General features: G+C 61.1%; 21 protein-coding genes. 13 read left to right on the top strand and 8 right to left on the bottom strand.

What is annotated here, in order from left to right; genetic code table 11:
• Window positions 1–16: 16 nt before the first annotated feature.
• Both DK871_RS21640 and DK871_RS21635 read right to left on the bottom strand, forming a co-directional pair.
• The gene (locus DK871_RS21640) at window positions 17–1,300 is read right to left on the bottom strand and encodes a Zn-dependent hydrolase (RefSeq protein WP_161906572.1); all 1,284 of its coding nucleotides are present in this window, start codon (window positions 1,298–1,300) and stop codon (window positions 17–19) included.
• Between the two features lie 145 nt (window positions 1,301–1,445).
• Entirely contained in the window at window positions 1,446–2,933 is a 1,488-nt protein-coding gene (locus DK871_RS21635) for an NCS1 family nucleobase:cation symporter-1 (RefSeq protein ID WP_032896500.1), read from the bottom strand.
• Window positions 2,934–3,526: 593 nt separating this feature from the next.
• Between DK871_RS21635 and hydA the strand changes: the two genes are divergently transcribed.
• From hydA to preA, 3 genes are all read left to right on the top strand, one after another.
• Window positions 3,527–4,966 (top strand): dihydropyrimidinase, encoded by a 1,440-nt coding sequence (hydA, locus tag DK871_RS21630; protein WP_161906571.1) that lies wholly within the window; start codon window positions 3,527–3,529, stop codon window positions 4,964–4,966.
• 139 nt (window positions 4,967–5,105) lie between these two features.
• Window positions 5,106–6,473, top strand: coding sequence for an NAD(P)-dependent oxidoreductase (locus tag DK871_RS21625; protein ID WP_161906581.1), 1,368 nt, complete (start codon window positions 5,106–5,108; stop codon window positions 6,471–6,473).
• Window positions 6,473–7,747 carry an NAD-dependent dihydropyrimidine dehydrogenase subunit PreA gene (gene preA / locus DK871_RS21620; RefSeq protein ID WP_161906570.1) on the top strand — a complete coding sequence of 425 codons (1,275 nt, stop codon included), beginning with the start codon at window positions 6,473–6,475 and terminating at the stop codon, window positions 7,745–7,747. Before DK871_RS21625 ends, preA begins: the two co-directional genes overlap by 1 nt.
• A 579-nt stretch (window positions 7,748–8,326) precedes the next feature.
• Here the strand turns inward: preA and DK871_RS21615 are convergent.
• The gene (locus tag DK871_RS21615; protein WP_014719000.1) at window positions 8,327–8,947 is read right to left on the bottom strand and encodes a TetR/AcrR family transcriptional regulator; all 621 of its coding nucleotides are present in this window, start codon (window positions 8,945–8,947) and stop codon (window positions 8,327–8,329) included.
• Window positions 8,948–9,063: 116 nt separating this feature from the next.
• Here DK871_RS21615 and copC point away from each other — a divergent pair, with 116 nt between their 5' ends.
• From copC to DK871_RS21570, 9 genes are all read left to right on the top strand, one after another.
• Entirely contained in the window at window positions 9,064–9,429 is a 366-nt protein-coding gene (gene copC, locus DK871_RS21610) for a copper homeostasis periplasmic binding protein CopC (RefSeq protein WP_161906569.1), read from the top strand.
• Window positions 9,430–9,432: 3 nt separating this feature from the next.
• The gene (copD, locus tag DK871_RS21605) at window positions 9,433–10,290 is read left to right on the top strand and encodes a copper homeostasis membrane protein CopD (protein WP_161906568.1); all 858 of its coding nucleotides are present in this window, start codon (window positions 9,433–9,435) and stop codon (window positions 10,288–10,290) included.
• A gap of 318 nt (window positions 10,291–10,608) precedes the next feature.
• Window positions 10,609–11,871, top strand: coding sequence for an OprD family porin (locus tag DK871_RS21600; RefSeq protein WP_161906567.1), 1,263 nt, complete (start codon window positions 10,609–10,611; stop codon window positions 11,869–11,871).
• Between the two features lie 232 nt (window positions 11,872–12,103).
• Complete coding sequence (locus tag DK871_RS21595) at window positions 12,104–12,922, top strand: NAD(P)-dependent oxidoreductase (RefSeq protein ID WP_161906566.1); 819 nt, start codon at window positions 12,104–12,106, stop codon at window positions 12,920–12,922.
• Between the two features lie 26 nt (window positions 12,923–12,948).
• Window positions 12,949–13,824: an SMP-30/gluconolactonase/LRE family protein gene (locus tag DK871_RS21590; protein ID WP_161906565.1), complete on the top strand. Its 876-nt coding sequence runs from the start codon at window positions 12,949–12,951 to the stop codon at window positions 13,822–13,824.
• Between the two features lie 45 nt (window positions 13,825–13,869).
• The gene (locus DK871_RS21585) at window positions 13,870–14,832 is read left to right on the top strand and encodes a TRAP transporter substrate-binding protein (RefSeq protein ID WP_161906564.1); all 963 of its coding nucleotides are present in this window, start codon (window positions 13,870–13,872) and stop codon (window positions 14,830–14,832) included.
• 64 nt (window positions 14,833–14,896) lie between these two features.
• On the top strand, window positions 14,897–15,424 hold the full coding sequence (locus DK871_RS21580) for a TRAP transporter small permease (RefSeq protein ID WP_161906563.1): 528 nt from the start codon (window positions 14,897–14,899) through the stop codon (window positions 15,422–15,424).
• 1 nt (window position 15,425) lies between these two features.
• Window positions 15,426–16,706, top strand: coding sequence for a TRAP transporter large permease (locus tag DK871_RS21575; protein ID WP_161906562.1), 1,281 nt, complete (start codon window positions 15,426–15,428; stop codon window positions 16,704–16,706).
• Between the two features lie 163 nt (window positions 16,707–16,869).
• Entirely contained in the window at window positions 16,870–17,730 is an 861-nt protein-coding gene (locus DK871_RS21570; RefSeq protein ID WP_161906561.1) for an aldose 1-epimerase, read from the top strand.
• A 135-nt stretch (window positions 17,731–17,865) separates the two neighbouring features.
• On the opposite strand, the gene DK871_RS21565 is transcribed toward DK871_RS21570, so the two are convergent.
• The 5 genes from DK871_RS21565 to DK871_RS21545 form a co-directional block, all read right to left on the bottom strand.
• On the bottom strand, window positions 17,866–19,011 hold the full coding sequence (locus DK871_RS21565) for an HlyD family secretion protein (protein WP_003192298.1): 1,146 nt from the start codon (window positions 19,009–19,011) through the stop codon (window positions 17,866–17,868).
• Window positions 19,008–20,651 (bottom strand): MFS transporter, encoded by a 1,644-nt coding sequence (locus DK871_RS21560; RefSeq protein WP_161906560.1) that lies wholly within the window; start codon window positions 20,649–20,651, stop codon window positions 19,008–19,010. Before DK871_RS21560 ends, DK871_RS21565 begins: the two co-directional genes overlap by 4 nt.
• Window positions 20,652–20,881: 230 nt before the next feature.
• Window positions 20,882–21,688 (bottom strand): sulfite exporter TauE/SafE family protein, encoded by an 807-nt coding sequence (locus DK871_RS21555; RefSeq protein ID WP_161906559.1) that lies wholly within the window; start codon window positions 21,686–21,688, stop codon window positions 20,882–20,884.
• Complete coding sequence (locus tag DK871_RS21550; RefSeq protein WP_161906558.1) at window positions 21,689–22,933, bottom strand: FAD/NAD(P)-binding oxidoreductase; 1,245 nt, start codon at window positions 22,931–22,933, stop codon at window positions 21,689–21,691. It abuts the gene before it with no gap.
• 51 nt (window positions 22,934–22,984) lie between these two features.
• Entirely contained in the window at window positions 22,985–23,320 is a 336-nt protein-coding gene (locus DK871_RS21545) for a helix-turn-helix transcriptional regulator (RefSeq protein WP_003174875.1), read from the bottom strand.
• Window positions 23,321–23,427: 107 nt separating this feature from the next.
• On the opposite strand from DK871_RS21545, the gene DK871_RS21540 reads away from it, so the two are divergent.
• Window positions 23,428–24,291, top strand: coding sequence for an MBL fold metallo-hydrolase (locus tag DK871_RS21540; RefSeq protein ID WP_161906557.1), 864 nt, complete (start codon window positions 23,428–23,430; stop codon window positions 24,289–24,291).
• Window positions 24,292–24,498 lie beyond the last annotated feature (207 nt).

Genomic DNA, 24,498 nt, shown 5'->3' with positions numbered 1-24,498 from the left:
CATTTTTTAGCGCATTTCAGGCCGCGAGCTGGCCGCTGGCGATGGCCGCTGAAGCGGCTAGCATGGCGCGCAACAACACCGCGCACCCCGCCGCCAGGTCATCCGGCGCGGCATTTTCGATTTCGTTGTGGCTGATGCCGCCTTCACACGGCACAAAGATCATTCCCGCCGGGCCCAGCTCAGCCACGAAGATCGCGTCGTGCCCTGCCCCGCTGACGATGTCCAGGTTCGATAAGCCCAAGCCATTGGCGGCATCGCGCACCGCCTCCACACAGCCTTTGTCAAAGTAAAGCGGCGGGAAGTCCGCCGTGGGCTGCAGGTCGAAACTCAAGCCGTGTTTGGCGCAGGTGTCCTCGATCACCTGGCGCACCTGGGCGATCATCGAATCCAGCCGTGCCGGTTCCAAGTGACGAAAATCCAGGGTCATGCGCACTTCACCGGGAATCACGTTGCGCGATCCCGGGTACGCTTGCAGGCAACCCACCGTGCCGCATGCGTGGGGCTGGTGCGCCAACGCCGCCGCGTTCACGGCGGCCACCACCGCGGCCGCGCCGACCAGGGCGTCCTTGCGCAAGTGCATGGGTGTAGGGCCGGCATGGGCCTCAACACCGCGCAGCTTCAGGTCAAACCACTTTTGCCCGAGGGCGCCGAGCACCACGCCGATGGTTTTGTGTTCATCCTCCAGAATCGGCCCTTGTTCGATATGGGCCTCGAAATAAGCGCCGACCTTATGCCCGCTGACCGGCCGCGTTCCTGCATAGCCAATCGCGTTCAACGCCTCCCCCACGCTGACCCCATCGGCATCCACTTTGGCCAGGGTATCGGCCAGGGTGAACTTCTCGGCAAACACCCCTGAGCCCATCATGCACGGCGGGAAGCGCGAGCCTTCTTCGTTGGTCCATACCACCACTTCCAGCGGCGCCTCGGTTTCCACCTTCAGGTCGTTGAGGGTGCGCAGCACTTCCACACCGGCCAGCACGCCGAAGCAACCGTCGAACTTGCCGCCGGTGGGCTGGGTGTCGATATGGCTGCCGGTCATCACCGGTGGCAGGTCGGGATTGCGGCCGGGGCGGCGCGCAAAGATATTGCCGATGCCGTCGATGGTCACGGTGCAACCGGCCGCTTCGCACCACTGCACGAAGAGATCGCGAGCCTTGCGGTCGAGGTCGGTGAGGGCCAGGCGACACACACCGCCCTTGGGGGTGGCGCCGAGTTTGGCCAGGTCCATCAGCGACTGCCACAGACGGTCGCGGTTGATGTGCTGATGGGTCGATTGCAGAACGTCGAGGGCAGCGTTCATGGGGGTCTCCTCAGGCTGAGTTTCTTATGCATTGACGCGGTCAAGTGTGGGAGCTGGCTTGCCTGCGATGGCGGTGTGTCAGGCGACACGGCTTTAACTGATAGTCCGCTATCGCAGGCAAGCCAGCTCCCACCTCGACCGTGGTTTACAACGGCGCCTTGGCGGTGATCGGGCTCGCCCCGCGCTTGGCGTTCAAGCCGTAATACAACACCCCGCCCAACGCCGAACCGGTAAACCAGCCGTAGCTGTAGAACCAGCTGAACGCATCGCTGCCCAGCGACAGCAGCGTCAGCACCACCGGTACGCCAAAGGCGACAAAGCCGCTCCAGTTCCAGGCCGGGTACACGTCATCGCGGTACAGGCCGGCCAGGTCCAGCTGCTGTTTTCGAGTAATGAAGTAGTCCACCACCATGATCCCGGCAATCGGCCCCAGCAGGCTCGAATAGCCCAGCAGCCAATTGGAATACACGGTTTCAAGACTCACGTCCGAGACGATCAGCCCGAGTTTTTTCAGCAGTTCATGGGCCATCAGCGCCAGCCCTACCAGGCCGGTGAGGATCACCGCCGTGGTGCGGTTGATCAGCTTGGGCGCGATGTTCTGGAAGTCGTTGGTGGGCGAGACGATGTTCGCCGCGGTGTTGGTGGACAAGGTCGCGACGATGATCAGCGCCATGGCGATGGCCACCCACACCGGGCTCTGGATATGACCGATCAGGCTCACAGGGTCGGAGACGCTGACCCCCACCAGTTTCACCGAGGCGGCGGTCATGACCACGCCGAGGGCGGCGAACAAGAACATGGTCAGCGGCAAGCCGAAGATCTGCCCCAGAATCTGGTCTTTCTGGCTGTTGGCGTAGCGGCTGAAGTCGGGAATGTTCAGCGACAACGTGGCCCAGAACCCCACCATCGCCGTAAGCCCCGCCATGAAGTAACCGGTGAGGCTCGCGCCTTCGGGGCGCTTGGGTGGAATAGCCATCAGCTCGCTGAGGGACACGTTCGGCATCGCCCATACCAGCAGACCAACTCCTACGGCGACCAACAGCGGCGCCGACAAGGTTTCCAGGCGCTTGATCGACTCGGCGCCACGCAGCACCACCCACAGGTTCAAGCACCAAAACAGCATGAAACCGATCACCTCACCGGTACCGCCGAGGGCTTTCCAGCCATCGAAAATCGAGCCCAAAAACAGGTGGATCGCCAGCCCGCCGAACATCGTCTGGATACCAAACCAGCCGCAGGCCACCAGCGCTCGGATCAGGCACGGTACGTTGGAACCAAGGATGCCGAAGGACGAACGCAACAGTACCGGAAACGGAATGCCGTACTTGGTGCCGGGAAACGCGTTGAGGGTTAGTGGGATCAACACCACGATATTGGCCAGCAGGATCGCTACCAGCGCCTCCCCCACCGACAGCCCGAAATACGCCGTGAGCACCCCGCCCAAGGTGTAGGTGGGCACACAGATCGACATACCGACCCATAGCGCCGTGATGTGCCATTTGTTCCAGGTGCGCTCGTGCACTTTGGTAGGTGCCATGTCGTGGTTGTAGCGAGGGCTGTCGAGGACGTCGGGGCCGGCGTCGAGTTCGTACAGGCCGTTGCGCTCGATGACTTGCGATCTGTTCTGTTGCATGGCCGCTCCACGGTTTTTTTAAAATTATTGTTGCTCACCTGCACGCTAGGTTCAGGTGGCCGGAGTACCGCATCGACAACATGACATCCAGGGTTCCGGCCAACTGCCCGTGCACTCAATAACCGTGCCGACAACCGCCTCTGAACCCGCACCGCTTATATAACGTACTGATGTTTATCAGCTTTCCAATTGAACCTGCGGTACTTGCCGCATGCGTCAGGCTAAACAACTCACAAGTTGCTCGAACCCTCAGGTCTCAATCTGGTGCATCACAATTATTTTTATTTCTCGACGCCGTCAAGCGGCATATCTCAAGCGCCTGATTTGCAATAAGAAATATTGATCAGATCAAGAACCTGTCAAGTGCGTCAAAACAGGGTGGGCGTGCTTCATTTTGGTGAAAATAGGATTTTTCTTATGTATATCAACAAGATAAAAACTATAAAGGCTTGCGAAAAATCTTCTTGCTCATTCGAAAAACTCGGGCTAGTTTCTATTCCTGTCACCGATGACAGGAATTAACCCGTCATCGGTACGCACTATTAAAACACTTAGAACTGGCACAAGCCGGTCAAGCCTGTGAGGAACTCGACATGTCGCTGTTGATCCGTGGCGCCACCGTTGTTACCCATGATGAAAGTTACCGCGCCGACGTGTTATGCGCAGAGGGTCTAATTCGCGCCATTGGCACGAATCTGGATATTCCCGCAGGCTGCGAAATACTCGATGGCAGCGGCCAATACTTGATGCCGGGCGGCATCGACCCCCATACCCATATGCAACTGCCCTTCATGGGCACCGTGGCCAGTGAAGACTTTTTCAGTGGTACGGCGGCAGGCTTGGCCGGTGGTACCACCTCGATCATCGACTTCGTGATTCCCAACCCGCAGCAATCGCTGATGGAAGCTTTCCACCAATGGCGCGGCTGGGCCGATAAGTCTGCCGCCGACTACGGGTTTCATGTAGCGATCACCTGGTGGAGCGAGCAGGTACGCGAGGAGATGGCCGAGTTGGTCAGCCATCACGGCATCAACAGCTTCAAGCATTTCATGGCCTACAAGAACGCGATCATGGCGGCCGACGACACCCTGGTTGCCAGTTTCGAACGCTGCCTGGAACTCGGCGCGGTGCCCACCGTGCATGCCGAAAACGGCGAGCTGGTGTATCACCTGCAACGCAAACTGATGGCCCAGGGCATCACCGGGCCGGAAGCCCATCCGCTGTCGCGCCCCTCTCAAGTGGAAGGCGAAGCGGCCAGCCGTGCCATCCGGATTGCCGAAACAATCGGCACGCCGCTTTACCTGGTGCATGTGTCGACGAAGGAAGCCCTGGATGAAATCACCTACGCCCGAGGCAAGGGCCAGGCGGTGTACGGTGAAGTGCTCGCCGGCCACCTGTTGCTCGATGACAGTGTGTACCAGCACCCCGACTGGCAGACCGCCGCCGGCTATGTGATGAGCCCGCCGTTCCGCCCGCGCGGGCACCAAGAGGCACTGTGGCATGGCCTGCAAGCGGGCAACCTGCACACCACCGCCACCGACCACTGCTGCTTCTGCGCCGAGCAAAAAGCCGCCGGGCGTGATGACTTCAGCAAGATCCCCAACGGCACCGCCGGCATTGAAGACCGCATGGCGCTGCTGTGGCACGAAGGCGTCAATACCGGGCGTTTGTCGATGCAGGAGTTTGTCGCGCTGACCTCCACCAACACCGCAAAAATCTTCAACCTCTACCCACGCAAAGGCGCGATACGCGTAGGCGCCGATGCCGACCTGGTGCTATGGGACCCCGAGGGCGCGCGGACTATTTCCGCCAAGACCCACCATCAGCAGGTGGACTTCAACATCTTCGAAGGCAAGACCGTGCGCGGCGTGCCCAGCCACACCATCAGCCAGGGCAAGCTGGTGTGGGCCGATGGCGACCTGCGCGCCGAGCGGGGGGCCGGCCGGTATGTGGAGCGGCCGGCGTATCCGTCGGTGTTCGAGCAGTTGAGCAAGCGGGCAGCGCTTTCCAAGCCGGTGGCCGTGAACCGCTGAGACCGCTTTCGGGAGCCCCTCCCACATTTTTGACCTGTGTACACATTCAAATGTGGGAGCTGGCTTGCCTGCGATGAGGCCAGCCCAGGCCACAAATAACCAGTGCCCGGCAGAGGCACAGAACCGTGAGGCCAATACCGTGATCCAGACCCTGACCCACCTCCCCCACCCCCGCGAAGACGGGGCCACCCTCGCCAGCCAATTCACCGACCTGGCACCGCCGCTCAACGCCCGCCAGGCCCAACTGGAAGCTTCGCGCTGCCTGTACTGCTACGACGCGCCTTGTGTGAATGCGTGCCCCAGCGAGATCGACATCCCTTCGTTCATCCGCAATATCCACACCGAGAACGTGCAAGGGGCCGCGCAGAAGATCCTCTCGGCCAACATACTCGGTGGCAGTTGCGCACGGGTGTGCCCGACGGAAATCCTCTGCCAGCAAGCGTGCGTACGCAATAGCGCCGAAGAATGCGCCCCTGTGCTGATCGGCCTGTTGCAACGCTACGCCATCGACAACGCGCACTTCAGCGAACACCCGTTCCAACGCGCCGCCCCCACCGGCAAGCGCATCGCCGTGGTCGGCGCCGGGCCTGCCGGTTTGGCCTGCGCTCACCGCGCCGCCTTGCACGGCCATGACGTGGTGATTTTCGAAGCGCGGGAAAAAGCCGGCGGCCTGAATGAATACGGGATCGCCAAATACAAACTGGTGGACGACTTCGCCCAGAAGGAACTGGATTTCCTCCTGCAGATTGGCGGCATCGAGGTTCGCCACGGCCAGCGCCTGGGCGGCAACCTGACCTTGAGCGAACTGCACCAGCAATTCGATTCAGTGTTCCTCGGCCTCGGTCTCGCTGCCAGCAAACAGCTGGGCCTGCCCTTTGAGGACGCCCCCGGCCTGCTCGCCGCCACTGACTATATCCGCGAACTGCGCCAGACCGATGACCTCACCCAACTGCCCCTGGCCGACCGCTGCATCGTGCTCGGCGCCGGCAACACCGCCATCGACATGGCCGTGCAAATGGCCCGCCTCGGTGCCCGCGATGTCAACCTGGTGTACCGCCGTGGCCTGGCCGACATGGGCGCGACCCACCACGAACAGGACATCGCCAAAGCCAATCAAGTACGACTGTTGACCTGGGCCCAACCCGACGAAGTATTACTCGACGACCAAGGCCGTGTACGCGGCATGCGCTTTGCCCGGACCCGCCTGGAAAACGGTCGCCTGCTGCCGACCGGGGAAACCTTCGAACTGGCCGCCGATGCGATCTTCAAGGCGATCGGGCAAGGCTTTGACAACGACGCCCTGCACGATCCGCTGGCCCAACAACTGCACCGCGTCGGCGAGCGCATCTTCGTCGATGAGCAACTGCGCACCAGCATCCCAGGGGTGTATGCCGGCGGCGACTGCGTCAGCCTCGGCCAGGACCTCACCGTGCAGGCGGTACAACATGGCAAGCGGGCTGCCGAAGCCATGCACGCCCAACTCATGCTGACTGTGGAGGCTGCGTAATGGCCGATCTCTCGATTGTATTCGCCGGTATCAAAGCGCCCAACCCGTTCTGGCTGGCCTCCGCGCCGCCCACCGACAAAGCCTACAACGTGGTGCGCGCCTTCGAGGCCGGCTGGGGTGGCGTGGTGTGGAAAACCCTGGGGGAAGACCCGGCAGCGGTGAACGTGTCGTCGCGCTACTCCGCGCACTATGGCGCCAACCGCGAAGTGCTGGGCATCAACAATATCGAACTGATCACCGACCGTTCCCTGGAGATCAACCTGCGGGAAATCACCCAGGTGAAAAAGGACTGGCCGGACCGCGCCCTGATCGTCTCGCTGATGGTGCCTTGTGTCGAAGCGTCCTGGAAAAACATCCTGCCCTTGGTAGAGGCGACCGGCTGCGACGGTATCGAGCTGAACTTCGGCTGCCCTCACGGCATGCCCGAACGGGGCATGGGCGCCGCCGTCGGCCAAGTGCCTGAGTACGTGGAGCAGGTGACGCGCTGGTGCAAGACGTATTGCTCGCTGCCGGTGATCGTCAAACTCACGCCGAACATCACCGACATCCGCGTGGCGGCGCGGGCGGCCTATCGCGGCGGCGCGGATGCGGTGTCGCTGATCAACACCATCAACTCCATCACCAGCGTGGACTTGGAACGTATGGTCGCGCTGCCGGTGGTCGGCACTCAGAGCACCCATGGCGGTTACTGCGGCTCGGCGGTCAAGCCGATTGCGTTGAACATGGTCGCCGAAATCGCCCGTGACCCACAGACCCACGGCCTGCCGATTTGTGGCATCGGCGGTATCGGCACCTGGCGCGACGCCGCGGAGTTTGTCGCTCTCGGCTGCGGCGCCGTGCAGGTGTGCACGGCGGCGATGCTGCATGGGTTTCGCATCGTTGAAGAGATGAAGGATGGTTTGTCGCGCTGGATGGACAGCCAAGGCCATGCCAACTTGCAGGCGTTTTCCGGGCGGGCGGTGGGCAATACCACCGACTGGAAGTACCTGGACATCAACTACCAGGTTATCGCCAAGATAGACCAAGAGGCGTGCATTGGCTGTGGGCGTTGCCATATTGCCTGCGAGGACACCTCGCACCAGGCCATTGCGAGCTTGAAGCAGGCCGATGGCACGCATCTGTATGAGGTGATCGACGATGAGTGCGTGGGCTGCAACCTGTGCCAGATCACCTGCCCGGTGGCCGACTGCATCGACATGGTGCCGATCGATACCGGCAAGCCGTTTTTGAACTGGACGCAGGACCCGCGCAATCCTTACCGGGAGGCGGTGTAGTTCTTTAGGTCGCTATCGCAGGCAAGCTAGCTCCCACAGTTGGAATGCGTTCCAATGTGGGAGCTGGCTTGCCTGCGATAGGCATAGGTATCTACACAACTTTGGTGTGACGCTGGACCTGTGGCGAGGGAGCTTGCTCCCGTGACGGACTGACAGCCGGCGCTGATCTAACTGACACACCACGACCCAAATGTGGGAGCTGGCTTGCCTGCGAAGACGGCCTGACAGTCAACACAGTTGGACCGGGTACATATCCGTTATTTAGGTAACGGCCACTTAGGGTTACGCCCTGACGGCGTCTCACTTTTGAAAAGCGCAAAAGTAAGCAAAACGCTCTTGCCCCACCACTCGGCACCTCGCTTAGGCTCGGTGTGCCCGAACACAGGCTTGAATCCGTGGGCCGCGAATTCAAGCCTGCGTTCGGCCAGCGTGGTTTAACGGGGCGCCTAAGATCAAAAGCAGATCAAGAGCAAGATCAAGAGCGACTCGCTTCGCATCGTGTTTACCGTCTGCTGTTACAACCCACAAAGTTGTGTAGATACCTATGCTGCGATAGGGCCTTGAGCCTCGCTACAAGGCTCAAGGCTCCAAGCCAATCCCGCGCAAAATCACACCGGTCACGGTCTGAATGGCCTTCTCGAACTGCCTGTCCGACAACGGCTGGTGATCATTCAAGATCTTCACCTGGTGGTCGAAGTCGGCATAGTGCTGGGTCGAGGCCCAGATCATGTACAGCAGGCTCGACGGTTCCACCGGCAGGATGCGTTTGTCTTGCACCCATTGGCGAATCTTCGCTTCCTTCATTTTGGCCCAGTCGTACAGGCTTTCATCCAAGGCTTCACCAAGTGTAGGCGCGCCGTGGATGATTTCATTGGCCCAGACCTTGGAGCCATACGGCCGGGTGCGCGAGCGCTGCATCTTGGCGCGGATGTAGCTGCTGAGCACTACACGAGGGTCGTCAAAGGTTTCAAAGCTCAGGGCGTCCTGCTTCCACAACTCCAGCAGGTCGAACAGCACCGCGCTGTACAGCTCGCTTTTGGTGGTGAAGTAGTAATGCAGGTTGGAGCGCGGCAGTTGCGCTTCTTCGGCAATGTCGGCCATGGCGGTGCTGCCATAGCCCTTATTGGCGAAGACCTTCTCCGCCGCCAGCAGGATTTTTTCGACGTTGACCCGACGAATTCCGATCTTGTGATTGCCCATAAGGGCTCCCTGACAACAACACGGCCTAAAGACTACCACCGGCTCTAGATCGGGGCGACAGGCCAAGCCGAAACTTCGTACACTGCCGGCTCCTATCCTTTGATCGGTATTGAACAATGTTGCTCAAGAAGTCCCTGACCGCTGCTGTCCTGTTCACTGCCCTGCTGGGCGCCTCGGCGGCGTTTGCTCACGCCCACCTCAAGAGCGCGCAACCTGCGGCTGACAGCAACGTCGCCGCGCCGAAAGACCTGCGCCTGACCTTCAGCGAAGGCGTCGAAGCCACCTTCACCAAGGTGTCCCTGAGCAAGGACGGCACCGAAATTACGATCAAGGGCCTGGAAACCCCGGACGCCGACAAGAAAACCCTGGTGGTCACGCCTGCCGCTCCGCTGGCAAGCGGCACCTATAAAGTCGAATGGCATGCAGTGTCCGTCGACACTCACAAAAGCGAAGGCACTTACAGCTTCAAGATCGGCCAATAACCCATGGCAACCCTGCTGGTGCTGTGCCGCTTCCTGCATTTCATCGTCGTGCTGTTAATGTTCGGGGCCTGGGTGTTCAGGCCCTGGCTGCTCGGCGCTGATGTGCAACCGACACTGGACCGGCAACTGCTGCGCATCACCCGTGGCCTGGCCGGGTTGGGGCTCGTCACCGGTGTTGTGTGGTTGCTGTTGATCACCGCCAGCATGGCCGGCAGTTGGGACGCGGCGCTACAACCTGCCACCCTTCAGTTGGTGCTGGGCAAGACCTTTTTTGGCCAGGTATGGGCCTGGCATCTGCTGCTGAGCCTGCTGCTGGTGATCGTGCTGATCACGCCCTGGCCGGCCTTGCGCTTGCCGCTGCTCGCCCTGCTGCTGGCAACCCTGGCACCTGTAGGCCATGGCGCCATGCTCGACGGGCTGAGCGGGCAGTTGCTGATCCTTAACCAGGTGGTGCATCTGCTGTGCGTTGGGGCCTGGCTCGGTGGGTTGCTGGTGTTGGTGCTGATCCTCCGCCAGGCGCGAGACCACCGCCTGGAGCCGATTTTGCGCCGCTTCAGCGGCGTGGGATATGGCCTGGTCGCCGGCCTGTTGGTGACTGGCTTGATCAACGTGCGCGTACTCACTGGGCAACTGTGGCCCACGCCGCTCTTCCAAGGGTTTGCCTTGATTTTGCTGATCAAGGTGGGACTGGTGCTGGGTATGCTGGGGTTGGCGCTGTTGAACCGGTTGCGTATCAAGCGCTGCGAGCAACGCCTGGGCAGTTTGCGAGCCAGCGTGATGATGGAGTGGCTGCTGGGCCTTGCAGCCGTGGCGGCGGTTTCCCTGCTTGGCACCCTGCCGCCGATGGTCATGGCGGGCTGAAACCTGCGTGCAATGCAATCAATGGGGGATTTGGCTTGCCTTAATGCCAGTCAGTTAAGGTTTTGTAGGAGCGAGCTTGCTCGCGAAAAACTCACAGGCGCCGCGTTCATTCAGCAAGCACGCTTTATCGTTGACGTTTTTCGCGAGCAAGCTCGCTCCTACAGGGGGGGCGAACAGGCCGCTGCGTTGAATCGTTTCACCGAAGTCATCGTATAACTTCTGCTTGACACGCCCCGAAAACCTCGCAAATATCGCGCTCAATGTTGTACGACGACGTATGACAAATAATAAAAACAACAAAACAAAGGGAGCCTCACTGTGAGTCAATCCGCCCGTCATTCCTGCACGCGCCTGGGACTTTTAAGTCTCGGCAGCCTGGCCGTCACCCTGCCGCTGGGTGCCCATGCCGAAGGCTTTATCGACGACGCCAAGGCCACGCTCAATCTGCGTAATGCCTACTTCAACCGCAACTTCACCAACCCGACCAACCCCCAGGGCAAGGCCGAAGAGTGGACGCAGAATTTTATCCTCGATGCCAAGTCCGGCTTTACTCAGGGCACGGTCGGCTTCGGGATAGACGTGTTGGGCCTGTATTCGCAAAAGCTCGATGGCGGCAAAGGCACCGCCGGCACCCAACTGCTACCGGTACATGACGATGGCCGCCCCGCCGACAATTTCGGGCGCCTGGGTGTCGCGCTGAAAACCAGGCTGTCGAAGACCGAGTTGAAGGTTGGCGAATGGATGCCGGTGCTGCCGATCCTGCGCTCCGATGATGGCCGCTCCCTGCCGCAGACCTTTCGTGGCGGACAAATCACCTCCAATGAAATCGCCGGCCTGACGCTCTATGGGGGTCAGTTTCGCGGCAACAGCCCACGCAACGACGCGAGCATGGAAGACATGTTCATGAACGGCAAAGCTGCGTTCACTTCGGACCGCTTCAACTTCGGCGGCGGCGAATACACCTTCAATGACAAACGTACCCAGGTCGGCCTGTGGTACGCCGAACTGACTGATATCTACCAGCAGCAGTACCTCAACCTCACCCACAGCCAGCCGGTGGGCGACTGGACCCTGGGCGCCAACCTTGGCTTCTTCAATGGCAAGGAAGACGGTAGCGCCCTGGCCGGCGACCTCGATAACAAGACCCTGTTCGCCCTGCTATCGGCCAAATACAACGGCCACACTTTCTATGTTGGCCTGCAAAAACTCAGCGGCGACAGCGCCTGGATGCGCATCAACGGCACCAGCGGCGGCACCTTGGCCAACGACAGCTACAACGCCAGTTATGACAACGCCAAGGAAAAGTCCTGGCAGGTGCGCCACGACTTCAACTTTGTGGTACTCGGGGTTCCGGGGCTGACCCTGATGAACCGTTATATCAGCGGCAGCAACGTACACACCGGGGCGATCACCGACGGCAAGGAGTGGGGGCGTGAGTCGGAACTGGCCTACACGGTGCAGAGCGGTGCGCTGAAGAACCTGAATGTGAAGTGGCGCAACTCGACCATGCGCCGGGACTTCAGCAATAACGAGTTCGATGAGAACCGGATTTTTATCAGCTATCCGATTTCGCTGTTGTAGGTTCCAGGGTCGAACTCGATCTCAAAGGTGCCGCACATCCATGTGGGAGCTGGCTTGCCTGCGATAGCGGTGGGTCAGTTACCACACCCTTTTCTGACTCACCGCTATCGCAGGCAAGCCAGCTCCCACATTTGATCTCATGCGCCTGGAAGGAAGTTGACATCACCAGGAATCCCTAACACTATTTCCCTATAGTCATACGACAACCTACAACAAAAAATCTGGAAGGCCCATGACCACCACCACTCCCACTCCTTTCAACCGCCTGCTGCTTACCGGTGCCGCCGGTGGCCTGGGCAAAGTCCTGCGTGAACGCATGCGGCCTTATGCCCAGGTGCTACGCCTTTCGGATATCGCTGAAATGGCTCCCGCCACCGATGCTCGCGAAGAAGTGCAAACCTGCGACCTGGCCGACAAACACGCCGTGCATCAGTTGGTAGAGGGCGTCGACGCCATCCTGCACTTTGGCGGTGTGTCGGTGGAGCGCTCGTTCGAAGAGGTGCTGGGCGCGAACATCAGTGGCATTTTCCATATCTACGAAGCCGCCCGCCGCCACGGGGTCAAGCGGGTGATCTTCGCCAGTTCCAACCACGTGATCGGTTTCTACAAACAGGGCGAGCAACTCGACGCCCACTCCCCGCGCCGCCCGGACAGTTACTACGGCCTGTCCAAGTCCTACGGCGAAGACATGGCCAGTTTTTACTTCGACCGGTATGGCATCGAGACTGTGAGCATCCGTATCGGCTCATCGTTTCCGCAACCGCAGAACCGCCGGATGATGCACACCTGGCTGAGTTTCGACGACTTGACCCAACTGCTCGAACGCGCGCTGTACACGCCCAACGTCGGCCATACCGTGGTGTACGGCATGTCGGCCAACCTCGATACCTGGTGGGACAACCGCTACGCCGCGCACCTGGGCTTTGCGCCCAAGGACAGCTCCGAAGTGTTCCGCGCCGAGGTTGAAGCCCAACCGCCCGTGGCCACCGATGACCCGGCCAAGGTCTACCAGGGCGGTGCGTTCTGCGCGGCGGGGCCGTTCGGTGACTGAGTGCCCAGCAACCCAAGGGAATGACCATGCGTGCTGAATTGATTGTCGACGCCCGTAACGCCGTGGGCGAATGCCCGGTGTGGGTGCCTGAAGAAAACGCGCTGTATTGGGTGGATATCCCCAACGGCGGCCTGCAACGCTGGAACGCCGCCACCGGCCATCTGGCGGCGTGGAAAGCCCCGCAAATGCTCGCCTGTATTGCCCGCACCAACACGGGTAACTGGGTCGCCGGCATGGAAACTGGCTTCTTCCAGCTCACGCCCCACAACGACGGCAGCCTCGACACCACACCGCTGGCCAGCGTCGAGCATTCACGCCCGGACATGCGTTTGAACGACGGCCGCTGCGATCGCCAAGGCCGTTTCTGGGCCGGCAGCATGGTGCTGGACATGGGCTTGAACGCCGCGGACGGCATCCTTTATCGCTATGCGTCCGGGGCTGCACCCCACGCGCAACTGGACGGGTTCATCACCCTCAACGGCCTGGCCTTCAGCCCCGATGGCCGCACAATGTACGCTTCCGATTCGCACCCGAAGGTGCAACAGGTCTGGGCGTTCGACTACGACATCGAGACCGGCACACCGTCCAATCGCCGCGTATTCATTGATATGAACAACTTCCCCGGGCGTCCCGACGGTGCGGCCGTGGACGCCGAGGGCGGCTACTGGATCTGCGCGAACGACGCCGGGCTGATTCACCGCTTCACCCCCGACGGTCGCCTGGACCGCTCCCTGAGTGTGCCGGTGAAAAAACCCACCATGTGCGCCTTTGGTGGCAGTCGCCTGGACACCCTGTACGTCACTTCCATCCGTGATGACCCAAGTGGACAGTCGCTGTCCGGTGGCGTGTTCGCCCTCAACCCCGGCGTCCAAGGGCTGCCCGAACCCCGCTTCATCGTTTAATCGCTGTGCCTTGAATACAACAATAACAAGACAGGAGTGACTTCCATGGACTTCAAACGCACCTTGCTCGCCGCTGCAATCTTCACCCTCAGCAGCGCCGCCCACGCGCTGGAAATCAAGTTCGCTGACATCCACCCCGCCGGCTACCCCACCGTGGTCGCCGAAGAGAACATGGGCAAGGCCCTGACCAAGGCGAGCAACGGCGAGCTGACCTTCAAGTACTTCCCCGGCGGTGTGCTGGGCTCCGAGAAGGAAGTGGTCGAACAGGCCCAGGTCGGCGCCGTGCAGATGACTCGCGTCAGCCTCGGCATCGTCGGCCCGGTGGTGCCGGACGTGAACGTGTTCAACCTGCCGTTCGTGTTCCGCGACCAGGCGCATATGCGCAAGATCATCGATGGCGAGATCGGTGACGAGATCCTCGCCAAGATCACCGACTCCGAATTCGGCTTGGTGGCCCTGGCCTGGATGGATGGCGGCACGCGCAACCTCTATACCAAGAAACCGGTGCGCAAGATCGAAGACCTCAAGGGCATGAAGATCCGCGTGCAAGGCAACCCGATTTTCATCGAAGCCTTCAACGCCATGGGTGCCAACGGCATTGCCATGGACACCGGCGAGATCTTCAGCGCCCTGCAGACCGGGGTCATCGACGGCGCGGAAAACAACCCGCCGACCTTGCTGGAACACAATCATTTCCAGAACGCCAAGTACTACACCCTCACCGAACACCTGATCCTGCCTGAACCCATCGTGATGTCGAAAATCACCTGGAACAAGCTCAGCCCCGCCCAGCAGGGCATGGTCAAGGCCGCCGCCAAGGCCGCCCAGGCTGATGAGCGCGCGCTCTGGGACGCCAAGTCCGCCAGCAGTGAAGAGAAACTCAAGAAGGCCGGCGTGGAGTTCATCACCGTCGATAAAAAGCCCTTCTATGAGGCCACCGCCGCGGTGCGTGCCAAGTACGGTGCGCCGTATGCGGACATGATCAAGCGCATCGACGCGGTTCAATAACCTCCCCTGCCCTGCATAAGGCCCGGCGCGGTCGGCATCGACGCGCCCGGTCACGGTGAACGCCATGAAGACTTTACTGCTGCGCTTCAATGACCGCCTCTACATGACCTGCATCTGGGTCGCCGGCCTTTCGGTATTGGGGGTCGCCTTGATCATTCCCTGGGGTATCTTCACCCGCTACGCCCTCGGCACCGGTTCCAGCTGGCCGGAGCCCACCGCTATCCTGCTGATGCTGGTGTTCACCTTTATCGGCGCTGCTGCCAGTTACCGTGCCGGTGCGCACATGTCGGTGGCGATGGTTACTGACCGCTTGCCGCCAACCCAACGCCGCCTCGTCGGCATCCTCTCGCAACTGCTGATGGGCACCATCTGCGTGTTCATGACGATTTGGGGCGCCAAGCTGTGCCTGTCCACCTGGAACCAATTCATGAGCGCCATCCCTACCCTGCGCGTGGGCATTACCTATATGCCCATCCCGATTGGCGGCGTGCTGACCCTGGTGTTCGTGGTCGAAAAACTGCTGCTCGGTGACCAGAGCAACCGCAGGGTAGTGCGTTTCGACCTGGTTGAAGAAAACGAAGGGGCCGCCTGATATGGACGCATTGATTCTGTTGGGCAGCTTTGTTGCGTTGATCCTGATCGGCATGCCGGTGGCCTATGCGTTGGGGCTGTCGGCATTGATTGGCGCGTGGTGGATCGACATCCCGTTCCAGGCCCTGATGATTCAGATTGCCGGTGGGGTGAACAAGTTTTCGCTGATGGCGATTCCGTTCTTCGTGCTGGCCGGGGCGATCATGGCTGAGGGCGGCATGTCGCGGCGCCTGGTGGCCTTTGCCGGGGTGCTGGTGGGCTTTGTGCGCGGTGGGTTGTCCTTGGTCAACATCATGGCCTCGACGTTTTTCGGCGCGATTTCCGGTTCATCCGTGGCCGATACCGCGTCGGTCGGCTCGGTGCTGATTCCGGAAATGGAACGGCGTGGTTATCCGCGCGAATTCGCCACCGCAGTCACCGTCAGCGGTTCGGTGCAGGCGTTGCTGACGCCGCCCAGCCATAACTCGGTGCTGTACTCCCTGGCGGCTGGCGGCACGGTTTCCATCGCCTCGCTGTTCATGGCGGGCGTGGTGCCGGGCCTGTTGATGAGCGCGTGCCTGATGGTGCTGTGCCTGATTTTCGCGAAAAAGCGCGACTACCCCAAAGGCGAAGTCATCCCTCTGAAGCAGGCGTTGAAAATCGCCGCCGACGCGCTCTGGGGCTTGATGGCCATGGTGATCATCCTCGGCGGCTTCCTCTCGGGCGTCTTCACCGCCACCGAGTCGGCGGCGATTGCGGTGTTGTGGGCGTTCTTCGTGACCATGTTCATCTACCGCGACTACAAATGGCGCGAACTGCCCAAACTGATGCATCGCACGGTGCGCACCATTTCCATTGTGATGATCCTGATCGCCTTCGCCGCCAGCTTCGGCTACATCATGACCCTGATGCAGATCCCGGCGAAGATCACCACGCTGTTCCTGACCCTCTCGGACAACCGCTACGTGATCCTGATGTGCATCAACGTCATGCTGTTGTTGCTCGGCACGGTGATGGACATGGCGCCGCTCATTCTGATCCTCACGCCTATTCTGATGCCGGTGATCCTGGGCATCGGCGTCGACCCGGTACACTTCGGCATGATCATGCTGGTGAACCTCGGCATCGGCCTGATTACCCCGCCGGTGGGCGCGGTGCTGTTCGTCGGCGCGGCGGTGGGCAAGACCAGCATTGAAAAAACCGTGAAGGCCCTGCTGCCGTTTTATGCGGTGTTGTTTTTGGTGCTGATTGCGGTGACCTACATCCCGGCGTTGTCGCTGTGGTTACCCCATTTGGTGCTGTAAACCTTCTTTCAGAAACAAAGGTGAGCAACTGTGGGAGCTGGCTTGCCTGCGATAGCGGTGTATCAGTCACGGATGCATTGACTGACAGGTCGCTATCGCAGGCAAGCCAGCTCCCACACTTGAATCCTCGGTGTTTGTTTTGACTTCGTGAGGCAGGTCAATCGTGATTGAGCTTACTGATCAATTCACTCATCTGGTACTCGCCCCCGCCATCGGTGGCAGCCTCGTCAACTGGACGGTGCGCGCCACCGGCCAACCGCTGTTGCGGCACAGCGATGCGCAGGCGATCAATACCGGACTGCCGGGCAAGCTGGGCTGCTATCCCTTAGCGCCTTGGTCCAACCGAATCGCGCACGGCGGCTTCGACAACCCCGATGGCTGGCTGGCATTGGCAGCCAATAGCCTCACTGATCCCCTGCCGATTCACGGCTCGGCCTGGCAGCAGGCATGGCAGGTGGTGAGCCATACCACGCACGAAGTGGTGCTGGAATTGGAATGCGCCACACCCTTCGCCTATCACGCCCGCCAGCGGGTGCGCTTGAACAACGGTGAGTTGAATATCGACTTGTGCGTGACTCACCTGGCCGAGCAACCGGCGTGGCATGGGCTGGGCTTGCATCCGTACTTGCCGCGCCGGCCGGGTACGCGGCTGCAGGCCAGGGCTGGGCAGGTGTGGATGAGTGATGCAGCCAAGCTGCCCACAGCGTTGACACCGCTACCCGAGGATTGGGATTTCCGGCAACTGAAGGAACTGCCCCAGGGGCTGGTGGACAACGGCTTTTGCGGCTGGGATGGGCACTGCGTGATCGAACAACCGGAGCTTGGCTACCGCCTCGAATGCCAGGCCAGCGGCGCCGATTACTTGCTGCTGTACTGCCCGCCAGGGTTGGAATTTTTCTGCATCGAGCCGGTGAGTCATCCGGTGAATGCCCATCATCTGCCAGGCAGGCCTGGCCTTAAGCTGCTGGGGCAAGGCCAGTCAACCCACCTGGCTTTCAACCTGAAATACACGCCAAATGCCTGAACGGTAGGAGCGAGGGGGACGCCTAGTTCTTGCTCGCGAAAAACGTCAACGATTACGCGTGTTTTCTGAATGAACGCGGCGCCTGTGAGTTTTTCGCGAGCAAGCTCGCTCCTACAGTTAAAGGATGCGTCAGTGTCAGGGTGGGCTGTTTTTCAGGCGTCCGGCCGTGTCGATACTCACCACCACCGACAACCCCGGCCGCAAGCGTTCACTTTCGGCCTGGTCCGGGTCTACGGTGATGCGCACGGGCACCCGCTGGGCGATCTTGACGAAGTTGCCGGTGGCGTTGTCCGCCTGCAACAGGCTGAACTCGGAACCGGTCGCCGGGGAAATATGCTGCACCGTGCCATGGAATTTGCGGTGGTTCAGCGCATCCACGGTGAACGTCACCGGCTGGCCGACCTGCACATTGTCCATCTGGGTTTCTTTCATATTGGCAATCACCCACAACTGCTTGGGCACCAGTGCCATCAGTTGCGCGCCGGAATTGACGTAGGCGCCCAGGCGCACGCCGATCTGCCCAAGCTGACCATCCCGTGGCGCCGTGATGCGGGTATTGGACAGGTCGATGCGCGCCAGTTCCACCGCCGCCTCGGCACTCGCGACGGCTGCCTCCAGGGAGCCGCGATTGACGATCACTGTCTGCAAATCCTGGCGGGCGATTTCCAGGCTGGCCTGGGCCTGGGCCACGGCGGCAATGGTCTGCGCGTTGGCGGCACGGGTCACGTCCAGTTCGCGTTTGGAGACCGAACCATCGCTGATCAACTCTTCATTGCGGCGCAAATCCGCAGTGCTCTTGCGTGCCTGGGCCTGGCTGTCGACCAGCGCGGCCTGGCGCAGCTTGATGGTCGCTTCGGCACTGTTGCGTTGCTGCACCACATTGGCCAACGAGGCCTTTTGCACCGCCAGTTGTGCCAGGGCCTGGTCGAGGCGCTGCTTGTAGATGCGGTCGTCCAAGCGCACCAGCAGATCGCCGGTCTTGACGTACTGGAAGTCCTGCACCGGCACTTCGAACACATAGCCGCTGAGCTGCGGGCCGATAATCGTCACCTGCCCACGTACCAAGGCGTTTTCGGTGGTTTCCACTGCACTGCTGAACGGCGGCAGTTGCCAGGCGTACAGCACGATCAGCACACCGATGATGGCGATGGCGGCAAAGCCCAGGGACGAGATGATGCGCACGCGCAAGGGCCGCAATTGGGTCGGCACCGCGCCCGGTGGCGTGCTGCCTTCCGGCGTGGCGGCGATGGCGGTCGTGGTGGTGGTTGAAGGTTCAGTCATGAAGTCGCGCCGCTGGGTTGAACAGGAGGAGTTGCCTTGGTGGTGCTCATCAACCACAGGCTGCGGGTGAAGATCCACAGCATGGTCAGGATCGCGATAATCGCGATCAGCATGAAGACATCGTTGTAAGCCATTACGTTCGCCTCACGGGTAGCCGCCGTAGCCAGGCTGCGGATGCCCATGAGGTTGCGCAGTTCCGGGTCGGCGACGATCTTGCCGTAGGCCGCCCCACCACTCTGCACCCGCGCCGCCACAAGCGGGTCGATCAGGGTCAGGTGCTCGACGATCATGCTCGAATGGTACTTCTCGCGCACGATCTGGAAGGTGCCCAGCAACGCCGCGCCGATCAGGCCGCCGAGGTTCTGGCAGATGCCGAACATCACCGAGAAGCTCACCAGGTTGCGCGGGTTGGTCAGTACGTTCTTGGTACCCAGCACCATGGTCGGCCCCAGGAAGAACGTACCGCCAAAGCCTAGCAGGAACTGGCTGATATAGAGGTTCTGCGGGCGGGTCAGGTTGCTGGAAAAACTGTCCATCACCGAACCTGTCGCCATCAGCGCCAGGGAGATGATCAACGGCATCAGCAAGTGCGCCGGGTTAATCGTCAACGCGCTGACCACCAGCCCGGCAATCGCCCCGGCCAGCATCACCACGTACAGGGTGTGCATCTGCTGGTAGCTCATGTTCAACATCTGCATGAACCCCACCGCACCGGTGGACTGCTCGGACAGCACCATGCGAATCAGCACCACCGCCAACGCCAGGCGAATCATCGCGCCGCTGCCCAGCCAGCGCGTCATCAGCATCGGGTTGCTGCGGTTATGCTCGATGGCCAGCCCCGCCATGATCAGCACCAGGGAGCAGGCCGAGGCCACGCCGATCCACGGCGCTTCCAACCACCAGTCAATGCGCCCCAGGGACAGCACCGCGCAGAGCAAGGCCACACCGCTGGCGAGGATGGCGAAGGTCAGGAAGTCGAGCTTTTCAAAGGTCTTGAAGCGATCGCCCGGCGGCAGCTTGAGCAGGAACACACAACCCAGGCAGATCAGCGCCAGGCCCAGTTCGAACAAATACAGCCCGCGCCATTCAGCGATTTGCAGCAAATCTTCGGAGAACAGCCGCGCCAGGGGCAGCGCCAATTGCGCGGTACCCAGCCCCAACACCAAAGCTTTCAACCGCCACTTGGCCGGGAATGCCTGGATCATGTAGTACAAGCCCAACGAACTCAGCGCCGCACCCACCATGCCATGGGCGGCCCGTACCGCAATCGCCGAACTGAGGTCATTGACGAACAAATGCCCGAAGGTCACCAGCGCGTAGAGCACCAGGAACACCTCGGTAAACGCACGCAGGCCGAACTGCTGGCGAAACTTCACCAGCAGCAGGTTCATGCACACGTTGGTCATCACATAGGCGGCGGGCAGCCAGGCCATTTCCGCGGTGGTCGCGCCCAGGGCGCCTTGCAGGTATTGCAGGTTGGCGATAACCAGGGCGTTGCCCAGGCCACCGGTGATTGCCACCAGCACGCCCACCAACGCAAACAGCCAGCGCTTATGGGTAGGGTGCAGCGGCGTCGACGGCGAGCCAGGCAGGCTCGGCCGCTCGTGGGGTTGCCAGGTGTGGGGGGTGTATTTATCCATTGGTGACCTTGGTGAGCCGGGGTGCAAGGCCGGTGAATCCGTTACACAGAGGAACAGTAACCTGAGAGGTGTTCATGTTGCCATCTCGTGGACGCATTTGCCCCTCAGGCAGACACAGCTAAATGTGGGAGCGGGCTTGCTCGCGAATGCGGTAGATCAGTTGCTGATGCATTGACTGACACGATGCCTTCGCGAGCAAGCCGGCTCCCACACTGCGATCCATGCGTTTCTTAGAGAGAGGCTTTAAGCAACATACCGACTGCCACCACCCCACACAGGCTGGCGAACCCCACTTGCAACACCCGCGCGGGGATCACCGAACACAACCGCCTTCCCGCCAACATGCCGACGACACTCGCACCAATAAACACCCAGCCCACCGGCTCGATGCTCACCCCCGCATGAAACGCACCGGCCACGCCGATCAGCGACAGCAGGCTGACGACCATCAACGAGGTCGCGACGATCCCGCGCATCTGTACGTCGGTCAGTTGCTTGAACGCCGGTACGATCAAGAAGCCGCCACCCACGCCCAGCAAACCCGACACGGCGCCGGTCACCGCGCCCAACGCCGCCAGGGTGGCACTGCATTTGGCGGTCCAGGCCAGGCGCCCGGTCTGCTGGTTGAGCATGCAGTTCTTCTGGCCCCACGACGCCGCGCCATGGTCACTCGGCCCAGCCTCGCGTTTTTCCCGTTGCAGCATGCGCCAGGCCACCAGCACCATCAGCGCGCTGAACAGGCCCATCAGCACCGGTTCCGAGAGTTGGTGGGCGACGAACACGCCCAACGGCGAAAACAGCGCGCCGAGCAAGGCGATCAGCAACGCGGCGCGGTAACGCACCAGGCCATGGCGCAAACCATCGATGGCCCCGACCGCTGCCGCTGCGCCCACCGCGAGCAATGACACCGGCGCGGCCTGGGTCATGGTCAAGCCCAGCCCCAGCACCAGCGCCGGCACCCCGAGGATGCCGCCGCCCGCACCGGTCAGGCCCATGACCAGGCCCATCAATACGCCTAACAGACTGGCCAGCAGCATTCAGTCCACCTTGCTCAGACGGGTCAGCCACTCGCGGCCCTTGAGCATGCCGTTCCAGTAGAACCACGGCAGCAGCGTGGCCTTGAGGAACCACATCGAACGGCGTGCCTGCGTCGGGTCGAGAGGAAAAGTCGGCAGCAACTTGCCGCCATAGCCGAACTCGGCCAGCACCACCTTGCCCTTCTCCACCGTCAACGGGCAGGAGCCATAGCCGTCGTACTTGAGCGGCAGCGGCGCTTGCTTGCGCAGGGCCAGCAGGTTTTCGGCCACCACCACGATTTGCTTGCGCACCGCCGCCGCCGTCTTGGCGTTGGTGGTGCCGCACACATCGCCCAGGCCAAAGACATGCGGGTAGCGCAGGTGCTGCAGGCTGTGGGGGTTCACTTCGCACCAGCCGGCGGCATCGGCGAGCAGGCTTTCGCGGATAAAATCCGGAGCGACCTGCGGCGGTACGACGTGGAGCATGTCGAAGGTTTTCTCTTCGACCGTCGCGTTGCCTTGGGCGTCTTTGACTTCAAACCAGGCTTTGCGCGCCGGGCCATCGACTTTCACCAGGTTGGAATTGAACGCCAGGCGAGCGTTGTATTTTTCCACGTACTTCATCAGCGGCGGCACAAACGTTGGCACGCCAAACAGCGCAGCACCGGCCAGGTTGAATTCGACGTCGATGTGTTTGAGGTTGCCCTGCTTGAGCCAGTGGTCGCAGGACAGGTACATGGCTTTTTGCGGCGCGCCGGCACATTTGATCGGCATCGCCGGCTGGGTGAACAACGCCTTGCCGCCCTTGAGCTGCTGCACCAACTGCCAGGTGTAGGCGGCGTGCTCATAGCTGTAGTTGGAGGTGACGCCGTGTTGGCCCAGAGTGTCTTGCAGACCCTCGATTTTTTCCCAGGCCAGGCGCAGGCCGGGGCAGACGATGAGGCTCTTCCAGGTGACGCGCTGGCCGCTGTCGAGCACCAGGGTGTTGTCATCGGGCAGCAGTTCGCTGACGGCGGCCTGCACCCAGCTGACGCCATTGGGTAGCACATCGGCCAGGGGCCGGCGGGTCTTGTGCAGGTCGTAGGCGCCGCCGCCGACCAGGGTCCAGGCCGGCTGGTAGCAGTGGTAGTCGTTAGGTTCGATGAGGGTGATGTTCAGGTGCGGGTCGCGCTTGAGCAGGCTGGCCAGCAGGCCGATGCCTGCCGAGCCGCCGCCGATGACTACGATATCGCCACTGATGGTGGGTCCCCAGTGTTGTTCGGTCATTGTCTACTGCCTTTTTGAGTCAATGCACACAAGGGTCGCTGCCGGATGGCGTCACGCCCAGCTTTTTATGACCGCGCCGCAATACAGGCCGGACAGGGTCTTCATCACTTGAATCACTTCGTGACTGGCCAGCCCGTAGAAAATGTATTTGCCTTCCCGACGGGTGGCGACCAACCCTTCATCGCGCAAGATGCCCAACTGTTGTGACAGGGTGGGCTGGCGTACGCCGGTCAGGGCTTCCAGCTCACCGACGTTGCGCTCGCCCTGGGTCAACTGGCACAGGATCAACAAACGGTCTTCATTGGCCAGGGCCTTGAGCAAGGCACAGGCCTTGGACGCCGATGCACGCAACTGGGCGACCTCGCCCTCACTCAACGTAGATTCCATTTGCCTCGGGTCCTTTATGTCACTTAAGCTCAAAACATTATGTGTAAACGTAAACTGATTGTAACCACTTTTTTCTTCAGCACATTTTCCTAACAGAGGCGGCCGCCATGCCAGCGTTGATTCAAGCCTTTCTGGATGACGCATCGTCGACCTACACCTATATCGTCTATGAAGCCGATGGCGGCCCCTGCGCCATCGTCGACTCGGTGCTCAACTACGACCCGGCATCGGGGCGCACCGACACCGCCCAGGCCAACAAGGTCATTGCCTTTGTGCGTGAGCATGGCCTGCAGGTGCAGTGGCTGCTGGAAACCCACGCCCACGCCGACCACCTGTCCGCCGCGCCCTACCTGCGTCGCACCTTGGGCGGCAAGATCGCGATCGGCGAATCCATCAGCAAGGTGCAGGGTGTGTTCAAGAACCTGTTCAACCTGGAGCCGGAATTTCGAGTGGACGGCTCGCAGTTCGATCACCTGTTTGCGCCGGATGAAATCTTTCACATCGGCAACTTGAAGGCCCAGGCGCTGCACGTGCCCGGACACACCCCCGCCGACATGGCCTATCTGATCGATGGCCGCTTGATCCTGGTGGGCGACACCCTGTTCATGCCCGACGTCGGCACCGCTCGCTGCGATTTCCCCGGCGGTGATGCGCGGCAGTTGTACGCGTCGATGCGCAAGTTGCTGGCGTTCCCTTCAGACACCAAGCTGTACGTGTGCCATGACTACCCACCCGAGGGTCGAGAAGCCAAATGCCAGACCACCGTGGCGGAACAGCGGGCGGGCAATATCCATGTGCATGACGGCGTGGATGAAGCGGCGTTTGTACAGATGCGCACCCAGCGCGATGCTGGATTGGGCATGCCAACGTTGTTGCTGCCGGCGATCCAGGTAAATGTGCGAGCGGGGAATATGCCGCCGCCGGAAGAAAACGGCGTGACGTACCTGAAAATCCCTCTCAACCAACTTTAGAAGCGCCGATCCCCTGTGGGAGCTGGCTTGCCTGCGATAGCGGTGGGTCAGTTAGCCCAATTGCTCCTGATACAACGCTATAGCGCTCGACAGTAACTACGATGCGAAGCGAGCCGCTCTTGATCTGCTCTTGATCTTGATCTCAGGCGCCCCGTTAAACCACGCTGGCCGAACGCAGGCTTGAATTCGTGGGTAACCCGGCAGGAC

It is taken from the genome of Pseudomonas sp. L13, assembly GCF_009935965.1.
GTDB classification, from domain to species: domain Bacteria; phylum Pseudomonadota; class Gammaproteobacteria; order Pseudomonadales; family Pseudomonadaceae; genus Aquipseudomonas; species Aquipseudomonas lactis.
This window is presented reverse-complemented; position numbering and strand designations above follow the sequence as displayed.